Here is a 15,106-nt window from a genome sequence, read left to right as displayed (position 1 = left end):
AGGCGGACAGCGCACTATTGCAAACCGATCTCATTTTGATATGCATGGATGTGCATGTCAACCGCCGCGTGTTCGGTGCCCGGCCACCGAACGATAGTCTTGGAGATCGACGCATGCTGCGAACCCGCATCCGAGATGGAGAGAATCCGAGTGGCACCCAAATCCAAGATCGATACCGTTGCCAACCTCGCCAAGCGCCGTGGGCTGGTCTATCCCTGCGGTGAGATCTACGGCGGCACCAAGTCGGCCTGGGACTACGGCCCGCTCGGCGTGGAACTCAAGGACAACATCAAGAAGCAGTGGTGGCGCAACATGGTCACCAGCCGTGACGACGTCGTGGGCCTCGATTCGTCGGTGATCCTGCCTCGTCAGGTGTGGGTCGCCTCCGGCCACGTCGGTGTCTTCAACGACCCGCTCGTCGAGTGCCTGAGCTGTCACAAGCGCCACCGGCAGGACCACTTGCAGGAGGCGTACGCCGAGAAGAACAAGCTCGACGACCCGGACTCCGTCGCGATGACCGAGATCGCGTGCCCCGACTGTGGCACCAAGGGGCAATGGACCGAGCCCCGCGACTTCAACATGATGCTCAAGACGTACCTAGGCCCGATCGAGAGCGAAGAGGGTCTGCATTACCTGCGGCCCGAGACCGCTCAGGGCATTTTCGTGAACTTCGCAAACGTGCTCACCACGTCGCGCAAGAAGCCGCCGTTCGGTATCGGCCAGATCGGCAAGAGCTTCCGCAACGAGATCACCCCGGGCAACTTCATCTTCCGCACGCGTGAGTTCGAGCAGATGGAGATGGAGTTCTTCGTCAAGCCGGGTGAAGACGAACAGTGGCACCAGTACTGGATCGACTACCGGATGGACTGGTACACCGGCCTCGGCATCAACAAGGACAACCTGCGCCTGTACGAGCACCCGCAGGACAAGCTGTCGCACTATTCGAAGCGCACCGTCGACATCGAGTACCGCTTCCACTTCCAAGGCAGCGAATGGGGTGAGCTCGAGGGCGTCGCCAACCGCACCGACTTCGATCTGTCCACCCACGCACAGCATTCGGGTGCCGACCTGAGCTTCTTCGACCAGACCACCAGCGAGCGCTACACGCCGTACGTGATCGAACCGGCTGCAGGCCTCACCCGGTCGCTGATGGCATTCCTCGTCGATGCCTACACCGAGGACGAAGCGCCCAACGCCAAGGGCGGCGTCGACAAGCGCACCGTGCTGCGCCTCGACCGCAGGCTCGCGCCGGTCAAGGCAGCGGTGCTGCCGCTGTCCCGCAACGCGGATTTGAGCCCGAAGGCCAAGGATCTCGCCGCCCGTCTTCGCCAGAACTGGAATATCGAGTTCGACGACGCGGGCGCGATCGGTCGTCGCTACCGTCGCCAGGACGAGATCGGCACGCCGTTCTGCATCACCGTCGACTTCGACACCCTCGACGATCAGGCCGTCACCGTCCGTGAGCGCGACACGATGGCGCAGGAGCGCGTGAGCCTCGATCAGGTCGAGGGCTACCTCGCGCAGCGTCTGATCGGGTGCTGATAGCCGGTACCCGCGCTGGGTGATCCCAGGCACAAAGCAGAAGGCAGGCCCACCGCGTCGACGCGGTGGGCCTGCCTTCTGCGTCTACTGCGACTTTCCGGTCTGCGCTGTGATGGGCTCGGCGAGTCCTTGCTCGTCGCACTCCGTCTGAAGTCGGGCGAGCGTCTCGTCGAGACCGGCGCCCAGTCGGGGGCCGGGAGTGAAGGTTGCGGGAAGGTTCCGCATTCCCTGGATGATCCCGATGGTCTCGTAATGCACGGCCTCGGTGGGGTCGCAGTGGAAGTCCGGCATTCGGTCCAGTACCGCGACGAGCATCCGTTTGAACACTGTTCGCGCGACGTTGGATCCGATGCAGCGATGAATCCCGAGTCCGAAACTGAAGTGGCGATTTCCTTTTCGTTCGAGATCGATGTTGTGAGGATCGTCGAACAGCGCCGGATCACGGTTGGCCATCGCCCACGAGAGCCACAGTCGTTCGCCTTCTTGGAACTGTGCTCCTGCGTATTCGCAGTCGGCCGAGAAGGTACGCCCGTCTCCGGGGGCGGGTGTGAAGAATCGCAGGAATTCCTCGGTTGCGGAGTCGAGTAAGGTCTCCCGCTCGCGGCTCAGCAGTTCTCGCTGGTCCGGGTTGTGTGACAGCCATTCGAGTGAGTGCGCGGTGAGTGCGGTCGTCGTATCGAACCCTCCGCCGATCAACAGCGACAGCATGCCGAGGACTTCCACATCGGGCGGATTCTCGCCGTCGATATCCGCATGCACCACCGCATTCACAAGTCCGGGACGTGGATCCACGCGAGCCTGCGCGACAGCGGCATAGAGGTCGGCTCCCATCGCGCGTTGCAGGTCGGCGACGCGGGCTCGACCGGGGGAGTCGGGCGGGGTATACACCGACGCGTGCACCGGTTCGTTGTAGATCGCCCATTTTTCGAGCGGGATGCCGAGCATTCCGAGGGTGAGCACCGCAGGCACGATATTTGCGAGATCGTCGACGAAGTCGATCCGTCCGGTGGTGATCTTTTCGTCGAGACACGCGCGGACCACCTCGTCGATGACCGGAATCCATCGTTTGACAGCCGCCGGTGAGAGGTAGGGGTTCAGCGTCTGGCGGTAGTACCGATGCTCGGGCGGGTCCATCTCGAGCATGCCGCCGCGTGCGCCGTTCGGCAGTTCTCCGGTGGGAATCGTGATGCCACGGTATCCGCGCCGGACGCCCTGGACGTCGTTGTCGTTGGAGATGTCTTCGGACCGGGCGAGGTGGAACACCTCGTCGGCCCCGGCCGCGACCCAATGCCCACCGTGGGTGTCGGTCCACGCAATGGGGCAACCCGCGTGCATGTCCTTGGTGATCGACTCGAACTGTTCTCGATACGCAGGGGCGTGTCGATCGAAGTGGATGCGATTTCTGCCGGAATCCGTCTGCGTCACGACAAGGAGCTCCTCACGTGGAATGTGGCATTCATCACCTATTCGGCGGTTGACGGGCAAGCTACCAGGGATCTCCGAAACAAGAAGGCAATTCGGTGGTGGCGAGAGTGATGTTCTCGCATCACTGATGGTGTGGGCTCGGCGTGTTCTCTAGAAACGGCCCCCGCTCGACCCGCCGAAACCACCGCCGCCGAAACCGCCACCGCCGCCGAAACCGCCCCCACCGCCGAAGCCACCGCCTCCGCGGCCGCTGTTCAGGACGCTGTTGATGAGGATGCCGCCGAGGATCGCGCCGGTCATGTTGCCGCCCGACGAGCCTCCACCCGGGGGCCGCTGCTGCCGGTCCCACTTCTGCACATCGTTCTGAGCCGACTGCAACGCCTTCGCAGCCAGGTTCGCGGCGGACTGCGCGTGCTGCATCGCGGCGGCGGAATCGGAGTGCTCCAGTTGCTGTGCCGCTTGCAGGTGACGCTCGGCCTCGGACAACCGGGTGCGGGCCTGCGCTCCGACGACACCGCGCCTCGTGCCGATGAAATCCGACGCAGCGGTGACCTGTGCTCGTGCCGCTGCAATGTCCTGTTGCAAGCGTAGCCGGGCCTGCTCCGCGGCTTCTTGCGCCTCACGGGTCCGAGCTCGCAACGCGTCGAGTCGTGCATCGGTTTCCACCACGCGCGTGAAACTGCCCAGCGGGTCGTTGTGCTGCTCGGCCCGCGCACGATCGAGCGCGTCCTGGGCCGACTTCCGTGCTTCGTCGAGTTCCGGTCCGCCCGCTGCTGCGAGCTGCGCAGCATCTGCGATGCCCTGTGCCGCATCCTCCATCGCGGCGGGGAGCGTTGCGATGGCTCGCCGGATGTCTTCGGCCGCATGGTCGAGGGAGTCGAGCAGCGTGGTCGCATGGCCCAGGCCGCCCTCGGCTTCGCGGATGGCGCGTACCGCGTCGCCCTGCTCGCCTGCGGGTCGCGCGACCGCGGTCCGGCCCTCGTCGATTGCCTTCTCGGCAAACGAGATTTCCTCCCGCGCGAGTTCGACATTGTCGGCGACGGGGGCCAGCGCACCGGCAGGGAACTCGCCGCGCAGCTGGGTGAGGACCGTCTCGGACCGGGGGAGCCGCGCCCGCAGGCCGATTGCGCGCTGAGTCAGCGCGTCGAGGCGTTTCGGGGCATCGAGAAGCAGATTGCGCATGGTGTCGAACGCCTCGACCTGCGCGTCGAGATCGTTGTTCGCCTTACCGCACGACGAGATCAACTGCACGAGCATGTCGCGCTGTTGCTGCGGGGTCTCCGGGATGTCGTCGTCGAGACGCTGCCTGATCTCGAACGCGGAAGTCAGAGCAGCTCTGGCCTGCTCGTACGCCCGGTCGAACGGTTGCACCGCGGACGGCCCGAACTCGCCGCGCGCCAGCTCGAGAGCTTCAGAACTCGATCGCACCGCGTTGTCGGTCTCGACGAGTACCTCCTGCGCATACAGTTCGAGACCCTCGAGCGGCAGCGAACGCAGGCTGTCCACGTCATTGGGGTCGAGCTGGGCCGCCTGCGCGGCACCGGCCTCCGCGCGCTTGCTCTTCGACCGCCGTGAGTACAGGTACACCCCGCCGGCACCTGCGGCGATGACACCACCGCCGACCAGCAGTGTCGTCACGGGTGCGCTCGAGGGGGTCAGGGCGTTGCCGAGGCCTTCGGCGGCGGCCACTGCGGCTCCCGCCCAGTCGCTCGTGCGCAACGCTGGCGTGACGTCGTTCGTCGCGATCCGGTCGCGTTCGGACGAGCTGATCTCGGATCCATTCGGAGTCCACAGTGCGAAGTCGCGATCGTCGGTCGCGACAGCGAGCAGGGCGGTGTCCGAGCCGAATCCGCTGGCTCGCGCAGTTGTCTGGGCCCAGGTATCGCGGTCGTACCCGTCGAACGTCGACACGTACGTGACCCACAGCTGCAGCTGATGCTCGTCGTACAAGACATTCGTCGCGGCCTGGATGCGGGCGGTGTCGTCGTCGCTCAGTACACCCGCTGTGTCGGTGATCGGTTGCGGAAGTCGCGACGGCGGCTCGGCGGAGGCCAGTGCAGGAGCCATCAACCAGGCTGCGACCGCGAGCAGGACGGGAATGAGGGCGAGTGCGGCAGGCGTGAGATGCCGTTGCGCGGCCGGTGGGTGAGCCATGGGACGAATCTATCGGTTTCGTGCGTCCGGATGGTTCCGTGGTGCGTGTCCGCAAGGGTGTCCGGGCGGACACTGGCAGAATCGGGGAGTGAGCACCGCATCCCGCCGCCCCGACATCGCCACGAGCGTCGCCGACGACCAGCGCAGTCTCGGGGCTCGACTCGCTCGGTGGTGCCGTCGACTGATTGCCGGAGTGATCCTCGCTGCGCTCCTGGTGGTGGGCGGCACGGCAGTGCGGGTGTGGCAGGTTGCGCGCATCGATGACTGGACACCGGCCGACGCCATCGTCGTCCTCGGTGCCGCTCAGTACTCGGGAACTCCGTCGCCGGTGTTCGAGGCGCGCCTCGAGCAGGCGCGCAAACTCTACGAACACGGTGTCTCCGACACGATCGTCACGGTCGGTGGCAAGCAGGAGGGCGATCTGTTCACCGAAGCGGCCGCGGGCAAGAACTACCTCATCGAGTCCGGCGTGCCCGCGGACGCCATCGTGGCGGTCGAGGAGGGGTCCGACACCCTCCTGAGCATCAAGGCGGTCAGCGAGGAGATGAGCGAGATGGGTCTGTCTTCCGCCGTCCTGGTGAGCGACCCCTGGCACGGCCTGCGCACGCGGACGATGGCACGCGATGCCGGGCTCGATGCATGGACCGCACCCACTCGGCAGGGTCCGGCAGTATTCACACGCGAGTCGCAGTTCCACGGCATTGCCCGGGAAACCGGGGCGCTCATCTGGTACCAGATCACGCATTACTCGGCGGATTTCGAATACACGGCAGACCAGTGAGCAGAAGCGCAACGACGAAGGGCGGTGGGATGCCGGGATACAGCGAACACGACCTCGCGCGGCGTGCGGAGGAAGCGCCGAAACGATCGGGACTTGCCGGTGCGGAAGCCGCTGCGGCCGATCGCACCGCCTTCGCGCGCGACCGCGCCCGCGTCCAACACTGCGCTGCTCTACGCCGCCTCGCGGACAAAACGCAGGTGGTGGGTCCCCGCGACGGCGACACCCCACGCACCCGGCTCACCCACTCGATGGAGGTAGGCCAGATCGGTCGTAGCATCGCCGAAGGACTCGGGGCCGACCCCGACGTGGTCGACCTGGCAGGACTCGCCCACGACATCGGTCACCCGCCCTACGGCCACAATGGTGAACGCGCGCTCGACGAGGTCGCGGCGCCGTGCGGGGGCTTCGAAGGAAATGCCCAGAACCTGCGGATCCTCACTGCACTCGAACCGAAGATCCTCCATGCGGACGGCACGAGCGCGGGCTTGAATCTCACTCGTACCTCGTTGGACGCGACGCTCAAATATCCGTGGATCCGCCCCGCGCCGGGAGCGAAGTTCGGCGCTTACGACGACGACGCCGACGAACTGGACTGGATCCGCGACGGTGCTCCCGAGCGTCGCCGGTGCCTCGAGGCGCAGATCATGGATTGGTCCGACGACGTCGCCTACTCGGTGCACGACGTCGAAGACGGTGTGATCGACGGTCGCATCGACCTGCGGATCCTCGGCGACGCCGACTCCGTGGCCGGTCTGATCGCACTGGGCATGAAAGAGTTCTCCGGCCTCGACCCGGCCGAGCTCGAGGAGGCCGCGCAGCGCCTGTTCACTCTGCCTGTCGTGGTCGGGGTGGGAACATACGACGGCACGCTCACCAGCTCTGTCGCGCTCAAACGGCTCACCAGTGAACTCGTCGGCCGTTATGCGACGGCCGCGATCAGCGGTACCCGTGCCGCCACCGGCGATGCGCCGATCACCCGCTACGACGCCGACCTGGTGATCCCGTCGATCGTGGCGTCCGAGGTCGCGTTGCTCAAGACCATGGCTCTGCAGTTCGTGATGTCCGACAGCGCTCATCGAACGAGGCAGGCGGGCCAGCGCGAACGAATCCATCGGGTGGCCGAATGGTTGCTGCGTACGGCGCCGGTAGGCCTCGACCCGATCTACGTCGCGGAGTGGGAGGCCGCGCCCGACGAGGCAGCCAAGGTGCGTGTCGTCGTCGATCAGATCGCGTCCTGTACCGAATCGCGACTGGAGCGGATCGACCGCGACAGTCTCGCCGCGCAGGCCAGTTGGGGCTAGCAGCGTCCGCTGCCGGACGTGGTGTGATCACGGCCTAGACTCGTCGTCGTGGCCGGCAGAATTTCAGACAGAGACATCGCGGCCATTCGCGACCGCGTTCGGATCGAAGACATAGTGGGCGACTATGTCGCCCTCAAACGTGGGGGCGCCGACTCGATGAAGGGGCTGTGCCCCTTCCACGACGAGAAGTCGCCGTCGTTCCACGTCCGACCCAACCACGGGCATTTCCACTGCTTCGGTTGCGGTGAGGGTGGCGACGTGTACTCGTTCATCCAGAAGATCGAACACGTCAGCTTCGTGGAGGCGGTCGAGCAGCTCGCCGAACGTGTCGGCTACACCCTCAGCTACGAGGGCGGCGGCCCATCCGTGCAGCGCGATCGCGGTACCCGTGCCCGTCTGGTTGCCGCGAATGCCGCTGCGCAGCAGTTCTACGCCGAACAGCTCCGCAGCCCCGACGCGCAGGCCGCGCGCGACTACCTCACCGAGCGCAGCTTCGACCAGTCTGCCGCCGAGATGTTCGGCTGCGGGTACGCGCCGGCGGGCTGGGATCAGCTCACCAAGCACCTTCTCGGCCGCGGATTCGAGTTTGCGGAACTCGAGGTGGCGGGATTGTCGCGGCAGGGGCGTCGCGGACCGATCGACCGGTTCCACCGCCGGTTGCTCTGGCCCATCCGCAATCTCGCAGGCGATGTCATCGGATTCGGTGCCCGCAGGCTCTACGACGACGACACCATCACCGCCAAGTACATGAATACGCCGGAAACGGTGCTGTACAAGAAGTCTCAGGTGCTGTTCGGTCTCGACCTCGCGAAGCGGGAGATCGCCAAATCGCATCAGGCGGTGATCGTCGAGGGCTATACGGATGTCATGGCCATGCACCTCGCCGGGGTGAAAACCGCTGTTGCCTCGTGCGGTACCGCGTTCGGTGATGAGCACCTCGCGATGCTGCGGCGCCTGCTCATGGACGACAGCTACTTCCGCGGCGAGGTCATCTACACCTTCGACGGTGACGCCGCCGGGCAGGCCGCGGCCATGAAAGCGTTCGAGGGCGACCAGAAGACGGCAGCGAAGACGTACGTGGCGATCGCACCGGAAGGTATGGATCCGTGCGAGCTCCGGCAGGCATCCGGCGACACCGCTGTCCGTGATCTCGTCGCGCGGCGCACCCCGATGTTCGAGTTCGTGGTGAAGTCGATCCTGCTCGAACACGATCTCGACACGGCGGAAGGGCGCGTCGAAGCGCTCCGTCGCTGTGTACCGGTTGTTGCCCAGATCAAGGACCGCTCCCTGCGGGACAATTACGCGGTGCAACTGGCCCACTGGGTGGGCTGGGACGACATCCCCATGGTTCGCCGCCGAGTCCAGGAAGACGCGCGTCGCGGGAGCAGCCGGGCATCAGCGCCCCGATCGCGGGCCGCCGCGGTCGACAAGAGTTCCTCGTCGCAGGAGTCGGCGATGCGCCGTCCACGGCCGGGCGACCCTGCGCTGTGGCCGCAACGAGACGGCCTCAAGGCTGCGCTGCAGTATCCGGGTATCGCGGGCACGGTGTTCGATTCCTTGCCCGCTGAGACGTTCACCGACCCCGCGTATTCTGCCGTGCGGGAGGCGATCGCTCGCGTCGGTGGCGTCGGTTCGGGAATGGGCGGTGCCGAATGGGTCGACGCGGTCGGTCGCGCCGCAACCGACCCGGTTGTGCACTCGCTGGTGACGGAACTCGCAGTCGAGCCGATCCCCGCGGAAGAGGACCGCATGCCCCGCTACATCGGGGGAGTGCTCGCGCGTCTGCAGGAAGTATGGGTAGGCGAGCAGGTCGCAGAGCTCAAATCGAAGCTGCAACGCATCTCGCCGGCCACGGAGTCGGACGAATTCCATGCGCTGCTCGGCGACCTCGTCGCATTGGAACAGTATCGGCGTAGCCTGCTCGACCAGGCCATCGGCGATTCGGGCAGCGATGGCCTGGCCGGCTGACGCTACTTCTTGAGCTGATCTCGCGGGATCATGACCGTCGTCGTCTCGTCGATCGGCTTCATCGGTTCGAGCTTCGGCTGCGGGTTCAATGAGTCCGAGAGCTTCTGGCGTCCCACCTCGATGGCCTTTTTGGTGACCGGACTGGCGGCCACCGCCTTGGCGGTCTTGCTGATCTGTTCGTATCGGGCTCGGCCTGCCCGGGTGCCGAGCACGTATCCCGCGGCAACCCCGACCAACAATCCCATCAATGTGTCGTCCTTCCACCCTGTGTGCGCGTCTGCTCCATCCTGCCCGATGACGCTCCGCATGCCCACATGCAGGCGATTTGGTGCTGCGGTGGGAGGGGCGCTATGGTTTTTCACGCACCGGGGGAAACGCCCCGGAGCACCGCAGGTCAATCCCCTGTAGCTCAATTGGCAGAGCATTCGACTGTTAATCGAAGGGTTGCTGGTTCGAGTCCAGCCGGGGGAGCGCACGAAATCCTCCCACCCCACGCGGGGTGGGAGGATTTCTGGGTTGTAGGCCAGGTTCGCGACTTTCCCCCACGTTCTCGGGTTTCCTCGCGTCGACAACCTGAGGAGACCCGAGTAAGCGGGGGAAGGTTTCTCAGAGGGGTCGCGACCCCCGATGCGTCGGAAGGTATCTGCTGCCGGGTACCATGCGTACGCGCTGTCCGGTACGGGAGAGTGCTCTGCGGCGACGTGTCGCTGCAGAGGGGCGGTAGCTCAGTCGGTTAGAGCCGTGGACTCATAATCCATTGGTCGCGGGTTCGAGCCCCGCCCGCCCCACATCCTCTCTACATCTTTGCGTGCTTTGCTGTCGGGTGTGATGGTGACGGCGTTTCGGTGGGCTGCGGCGGTCGTGGCGGGTCTCGCGACCCTCGTCGGCGCGGTCGGGGTCGGGTTGCACTACAGCACCTCGTCGGCGCGACTTCCTGTCCTCGCGGCATCCGCGGCGTCGTACATGATGATTGGATCGGTGCTCGGTGCAGTGGTCTTCGCGCTGTTGCGGTACCGCCTCGCTACCGCGGTCGCGCTGCTGACCGTCGTCGCCGCAGTGTGGATCCAGGCGCCCCGATACATCGGGGAATCGGCCGGTGGCGGGGGAGAGGTGCTCACCGTGATGCAGGCCAACGTTCTCTTCGGTGAAGCCGATCCGGCAACTGTGGTCTCCGAAGTCGAGGAGCGCCGCGTCGATCTGCTGACCGTGAGTGAGCTGACACCCGAAGCGGTCGAAGCCTATGCGCGCGAAGGCCTCGATCGGATGTTGCCGTATCACTTCGTGTCGCCGGAGCCCGGTGCGGGCGGGACCGGGATCTGGAGCCGGTACCCGCTGTCCGACGAGGTCGAGTACGACGGCTTCGTCATGAACCAGGTTTCGGCGACGGCAGCCGTGCCAGGGGGCGGCCCCGTCGCTGTCTACGCGTTCCATCCGGTGCCGCCGGTCTACGACACCCACGTCTGGGCAGATGAATTGTCACGCCTGCAAGGGATACTCGAATCTGCGCCACCGGCGGTCCCGGTGGTCGTAGGAGCGGACTTCAACGCGACCTATGACCACACGCAGTACCGGGCGATGCTCAGCGGCCGCCTCCGGGACACTGCAGAACAGGTGGGCGCAGGTTTTCTGTTCACCTACCCGACCGACAAGCGGATTCCGCCGTTGGTCGGCATCGACCACATCCTTGTTGCTGGGGGACGTGCGACGTCCGTGGAGACAGTGACGCTGCCAGGGTCGGATCACCGGGCGGTGGTCGCGCAGATTCGGCTCGACCGGCCGCCGCGATGACGGCGTCGGATCACTCCGAGATCCACATGCCGTCGGGTAGTGGTGATCCCATGCCGTAGAGACGGACTCCGTGAATGTCGGTGCCGGAGATCGTGGCGGGAGGGGACTGGATGAACCAGACCCCGGGGACGAGTTCGGTCAGCCGCTTCTGGGCAGCGTCGTACGCGGCCTTTCGCTCCTCTGTTGTGGTGCCGACTCGACCTGCCTCCAGGGCGGCATCGAGCTGATCGTCGTCGATACCTGTGGTGTTTCCCTGCGAACTGCTGTGGAAGGCGGACCAGAGGGGGCCATCCGGATCCTGGATGTTGGCGGACGAGATGGTCATGTCGAAGTCTCGCGAGTTGACTCGTGTTTGCGCTGCGGCGAAGTCGAGGGTTTCCACCGCGACCTCGACGTTGTCGAACGCGCGCAGCTGCGCCTGCAGTGCTTCTGCCGCCGCTCTGGATTCGACCAGGGAGTAGGTCGTGAAGGTGAAGGACAGCGGCTTGCCTTCTGCGGCGAGCTCGTCGAACAAGCGTTGTGCCTCTTCGGCATCGCTCTGCTGGAGCGAGATGTCCTCGTAAAAGGGTGATCCCTCGGGGAAGAGGGTCTGCGGGACGACGCCGGTGCCTTCGAAAGCGACAAGGTTGACGTTTTCCATGTCGGCGGCCAGGTTCACGGCTCGTCGGGCGCGTTCGTCGTCGAACGGAGCGCGGCGGGTGTTCATGGCGAAGTACTGGCCGCCACCCATCGGAACGATCTCCGTGTCGAGGCCGAGGTCGTCCGCTCTGGACAGGTTCAGCCAATTCGATTCCGACGCGAGATCCGTGCCCCCGGTGGACAGTGTGTTGAGGCGTTGATCGGCGGCAGGAACCGTGCGCAGCGTGATTCCATCCAGATAGGGTCGGGGTGCGTCCCAGTATCCGGGGTTCTCGACCAGCTGGATGACGTCCTGACGGGCCCATTCGGTGAGAGTGAACGGACCTGCGCCGACCGGATTCTTGTCGAACGCCTCCCTGCCCTGTTCGAGGGCGGTCGGCGATGCGATCCAGTTGAGGGCGGACACGAGCAGGGAATCCGGGAAGTTCGGGTTCGGCGACACCAGCGTCACGGTCAACGTCTCTGCGTCCACGGCCTGCACGTCGGCGATCTGTTCGGCCTGACGGAACGACGCCGAACCCCGGCTCGGGTCGCGTAGCCGATCCCAGTTGTACTCGACTGCGGCAGCATCGAGCGGAGTCCCGTCGGTGAACATCAGTCCAGGGCGTAGTTTCAGGGTGAACGTCTGCCCGCCATCGTCGGTCGAGAAATCGGTGGCCATCGAATACTCGATTTCCTGCGTCTCGACATTGTTGGTGATCAACGTGCCGTACAGGGCATTGCCCAGCAGCGGGGAGTGTGTCCAGACGTTGGAGATGTCCGACGGATCGAGGCTGATCGGCTCTCTGCCCTGGATCGCCTGCAGTGTGCCGCCGGCGACCGGATCGCCCACCGGAGCATCGCTGCCACCGGAACCGTTTCCGCTCTCGGGAGCACTGCAGGAGGTGAGCGCCAACGTAGCTGAGCACAAGGCGGCGACCGCCGCGGAGATGAGACGCTTGCGTCTGATCATCGGTTACCTCTCGTAGGGCGGGATGCAATGAACGTGGTGGGGGTGCGTGCTCCCTGCGATGCCCGGGTCACATCGGATCCCGGTGCGGACCGGCGAGCTGGCCACCGTCGACGACGAGGGATGTGCCTGTGCAGTACGAGCTCTCGTCCGATGCGAAGAACAGGACGGCGTTCGCGATGTCCTCCGGCGTACCGAATCGGGTGATCGGTTGCTTCTGGATCGCCGATTCGAGCCGGGCTTTCACCGCCCCGGTGTGCTTGGCCGTCATCGGCGTCCGGATGAATCCCGGGTGGACCGAGTTGATGCGCACGTTGTGGGGGCCGCCTTCGAAGGCCACCGTTCTGGTCAGGCCTGTGACCGCGAACTTCGATGCGGCATACGACGTCATCCCTTCGACACCGACGAGTCCGTCGATCGACGAGATGTTGACGATGGACCCGCCACCATGCGCTCCCATGACCGGCAGTGCGGCGCGGGTACCCATCCACACCGACGAGAGATTGAGATCGAGGATCGCGCGGTGCCCCTCGTAGACTTCGTCGACGATCTTGCCGACACCGCGTCCGCCTCCTGCATTGTTGACAAGCACATCGAGTGGCGCGAAATGCGCGCTCGTCGTCGCCAGCAGATGGTTCCAATCGCCTTGGTCGGTGACGTCCGCGTGGACGAACAGCGCAGCCGAGCCCAATTCGTCGGCGACGGTCTTCCCCCGTTGATCGTCGACATCGGCGATGACGACAAGCGCTCCCTCACCGATGAACCGCCGCACGGAGGCCTCGCCGATGCCGCTGGCGCCGCCCGTGACCACTGCAACCTTGCCTTGAAGTCTTCCGCTCATGCGAGGCTCTCCTCGTCTGTGGGACCTACGGATACTCGGATCTGCTCGACGCTCACGCCATGAACGATCCGCCGTTGATCCGCACTACCTGGCCGGTGACGAACGAGCCTGCCCCCGAAGCAAGTTGAAGAACGGTCAACGCTATGTCGCGGGTAGTGCCGACGACCCCGAGCGGCGACGCCGCGGCCATCATCTGCACATACGCAGCCCGCTTCTCGTCGTCGACGGTGCCGTCGGTGTCGGTCCAGTGCTGGTTGGTCATACCCGTTTCGACCCATCCGGGTGCGATGGAGTTGACTCGGATACCTGCGGGCGCGAGTTCCAAGGCGAAGGTGCGGGTGGCTTGGACGATCGCGCCCTTGGACATCGCATACGTGATTCGTCCGGGGCTGGTGCGGTCGATGATGCTCGAGGCGAGGTTGATGATGCTCCCGCCGGAATTCATGACCCGGCCCGCAGCCTGGCATGCGTAGAAAGTGCCGCCGACATTGATCCGGAGGACGCGGTCGAGCTCATCGGGAGTCACGTCGAGCGCATTTCGCATGACCATGATCCCCGCGGCGTTGACGAGGATGTCGAGGTGCCCGTATTCCGCGACGGTTTCGTCGACGACGCGCGCTACCGCTACGGGGTCGGACACGTCCAGGCGCTGTGTGGCGATCGGGGATTGCTGCTCTTCGCCGTGTGCGCGTGTCTCCGCGAGACCGGCCTCGTTCACGTCGGTCGCGACGACGTGCGCGCCCGCTGCCGCAAGGACGAGCGCAGCCTCCCGGCCTATGCCGCTACCGCCGCCGGTGACGAGCGCGACCTTCCCGGTGACGAGGAATGCGTCGGTGATCGAGGGCATGCCGTCCTCAGTCCTGCGTGGCATTGGAGAAGGCAATGTTCCGGCCGATGTGTTCTTCCTTCATGCCCCACGGGCTCAATGCCAGTGCACCTCCGTCGACGACGAGGGTTTGGCCGGTGACCTTCGCGGACAGTCGCGATGCGAGAAACAGCACGGCGTCGGCGATGTCGCGGCCCCGTGGCGGCGCGAGAGCATTGACGACATCCTCACCGAAGGCAACCTCGGGAAGATCCCAGTTTCCGCCTCCGACGTTGCCCGGTGCGACCGAGTTGACCCGCACGCCGTCCTTGCCGTACTCGTCCGCGAATGTCTTCACGAGCGACATGACGCCGGCTTTGGCGGCGCCGTATGCAGCGTGGAACCGCGACGAGCCGATCCCGTCGACCGAGGTCAGCGCTATGAGCGATCCGCCTCGTTCGTTGGCTGCGAGATGTGGGACGGCCGCTTTGAAGACGTAGAAGACCTGCGTGAGGTTGACCAGGAGCTGCGCGTTCCACTCGTCGTCGGAGAACTCGGCGGCCTTGCTCCACATGGCCTGACCGACTATGTCGACGCACACATCGAGGCCGCCCATCCGGGAGGTGGCCTCGTCGACCGCGCGACGAGCTCGATCGGAGTCGAGCACGTCGGCGACGATCGCAAATGCCTTGCCGCCTTCGTCGTTGATCTCACGGACGATCCGCTCGGCCCGTTCAGCGTTCTTGTCGACACACGCCACGGTGGCGCCGGCGCGGGCCAATTGCAGTGCCGAGCCGCGGCCGTGTCCGGCACGCATCGGCACGAACCCGGCGCCGATGACGATGGCCCGGGCGCCGTCCAAACCTAGATCGATCATGTGGGTGCAACTCTCTTGTCGGTGGAGTGGGTGTGC

General features: G+C 65.4%; 12 protein-coding genes and 2 tRNA genes. 7 read left to right on the top strand and 7 right to left on the bottom strand.

Going from position 1 to position 15,106, the window contains the following annotated elements; translation table 11 throughout:
• Positions 1 to 150 precede the first annotated feature (150 nt).
• Positions 151 to 1,542 (top strand): glycine--tRNA ligase, encoded by a 1,392-nt coding sequence (locus MWU77_RS08785; RefSeq protein WP_169686224.1) that lies wholly within the window; start codon positions 151 to 153, stop codon positions 1,540 to 1,542.
• An 84-nt stretch (positions 1,543 to 1,626) separates the two neighbouring features.
• On the opposite strand, the gene MWU77_RS08780 is transcribed toward MWU77_RS08785, so the two are convergent.
• Together MWU77_RS08780 and MWU77_RS08775 are read right to left on the bottom strand one after the other, a co-directional pair.
• Positions 1,627 to 2,967 carry a cytochrome P450 gene (locus tag MWU77_RS08780; protein ID WP_374229840.1) on the bottom strand — a complete coding sequence of 447 codons (1,341 nt, stop codon included), beginning with the start codon at positions 2,965 to 2,967 and terminating at the stop codon, positions 1,627 to 1,629.
• A gap of 150 nt (positions 2,968 to 3,117) precedes the next feature.
• Positions 3,118 to 5,121, bottom strand: a complete 2,004-nt coding sequence (locus MWU77_RS08775; RefSeq protein WP_247273481.1) for a TPM domain-containing protein — start codon at positions 5,119 to 5,121, stop codon at positions 3,118 to 3,120.
• Between the two features lie 88 nt (positions 5,122 to 5,209).
• Here MWU77_RS08775 and MWU77_RS08770 point away from each other — a divergent pair, with 88 nt between their 5' ends.
• From MWU77_RS08770 to dnaG, 3 genes are read left to right on the top strand one after another with little or no spacing between them, the layout of a single operon-like run.
• Entirely contained in the window at positions 5,210 to 5,902 is a 693-nt protein-coding gene (locus MWU77_RS08770; RefSeq protein ID WP_374229839.1) for a YdcF family protein, read from the top strand.
• 29 nt (positions 5,903 to 5,931) lie between these two features.
• The gene (locus MWU77_RS08765) at positions 5,932 to 7,203 is read left to right on the top strand and encodes a deoxyguanosinetriphosphate triphosphohydrolase (RefSeq protein WP_169686846.1); all 1,272 of its coding nucleotides are present in this window, start codon (positions 5,932 to 5,934) and stop codon (positions 7,201 to 7,203) included.
• A gap of 48 nt (positions 7,204 to 7,251) precedes the next feature.
• Entirely contained in the window at positions 7,252 to 9,171 is a 1,920-nt protein-coding gene (dnaG, locus tag MWU77_RS08760; RefSeq protein ID WP_247273480.1) for a DNA primase, read from the top strand.
• Positions 9,172 to 9,173: 2 nt separating this feature from the next.
• Here dnaG and MWU77_RS08755 read toward each other — a convergent pair whose 3' ends face one another.
• The gene (locus MWU77_RS08755; protein WP_169686231.1) at positions 9,174 to 9,416 is read right to left on the bottom strand and encodes a hypothetical protein; all 243 of its coding nucleotides are present in this window, start codon (positions 9,414 to 9,416) and stop codon (positions 9,174 to 9,176) included.
• A 153-nt stretch (positions 9,417 to 9,569) separates the two neighbouring features.
• Here MWU77_RS08755 and MWU77_RS08750 point away from each other — a divergent pair.
• The 3 genes from MWU77_RS08750 to MWU77_RS08740 all read left to right on the top strand — a co-directional run bounded on the left by MWU77_RS08750 (position 9,570) and on the right by MWU77_RS08740 (position 10,959).
• Positions 9,570 to 9,642: transfer RNA gene (locus MWU77_RS08750), tRNA-Asn, on the top strand.
• A 243-nt stretch (positions 9,643 to 9,885) separates the two neighbouring features.
• Positions 9,886 to 9,959 (top strand) — tRNA-Ile (locus MWU77_RS08745).
• A 16-nt stretch (positions 9,960 to 9,975) separates the two neighbouring features.
• Positions 9,976 to 10,959 carry an endonuclease/exonuclease/phosphatase family protein gene (locus MWU77_RS08740; protein ID WP_247273479.1) on the top strand — a complete coding sequence of 328 codons (984 nt, stop codon included), beginning with the start codon at positions 9,976 to 9,978 and terminating at the stop codon, positions 10,957 to 10,959.
• 10 nt (positions 10,960 to 10,969) lie between these two features.
• Here the strand turns inward: MWU77_RS08740 and MWU77_RS08735 are convergent, their stop codons facing one another.
• The 4 genes from MWU77_RS08735 to MWU77_RS08720 form a co-directional block, all read right to left on the bottom strand.
• A complete protein-coding gene (locus MWU77_RS08735) occupies positions 10,970 to 12,550 on the bottom strand; it encodes an ABC transporter substrate-binding protein (RefSeq protein WP_247273478.1) in 1,581 nt (526 codons plus the stop codon).
• 67 nt (positions 12,551 to 12,617) lie between these two features.
• A complete protein-coding gene (locus MWU77_RS08730; RefSeq protein WP_247273477.1) occupies positions 12,618 to 13,388 on the bottom strand; it encodes an SDR family NAD(P)-dependent oxidoreductase in 771 nt (256 codons plus the stop codon).
• A gap of 52 nt (positions 13,389 to 13,440) precedes the next feature.
• Positions 13,441 to 14,259, bottom strand: coding sequence for an SDR family NAD(P)-dependent oxidoreductase (locus tag MWU77_RS08725; RefSeq protein WP_247273476.1), 819 nt, complete (start codon positions 14,257 to 14,259; stop codon positions 13,441 to 13,443).
• Complete coding sequence (locus MWU77_RS08720) at positions 14,243 to 15,070, bottom strand: SDR family NAD(P)-dependent oxidoreductase (protein ID WP_169686239.1); 828 nt, start codon at positions 15,068 to 15,070, stop codon at positions 14,243 to 14,245. Before MWU77_RS08720 ends, MWU77_RS08725 begins: the two co-directional genes overlap by 17 nt.
• Positions 15,071 to 15,106: the final 36 nt, after the last annotated feature.

The sequence above is a fragment of the Rhodococcus sp. F64268 genome, assembly GCF_023015605.1.
Taxonomy (GTDB): Bacteria; Actinomycetota; Actinomycetes; order Mycobacteriales; family Mycobacteriaceae; genus Rhodococcus.
This window is presented reverse-complemented; position numbering and strand designations above follow the sequence as displayed.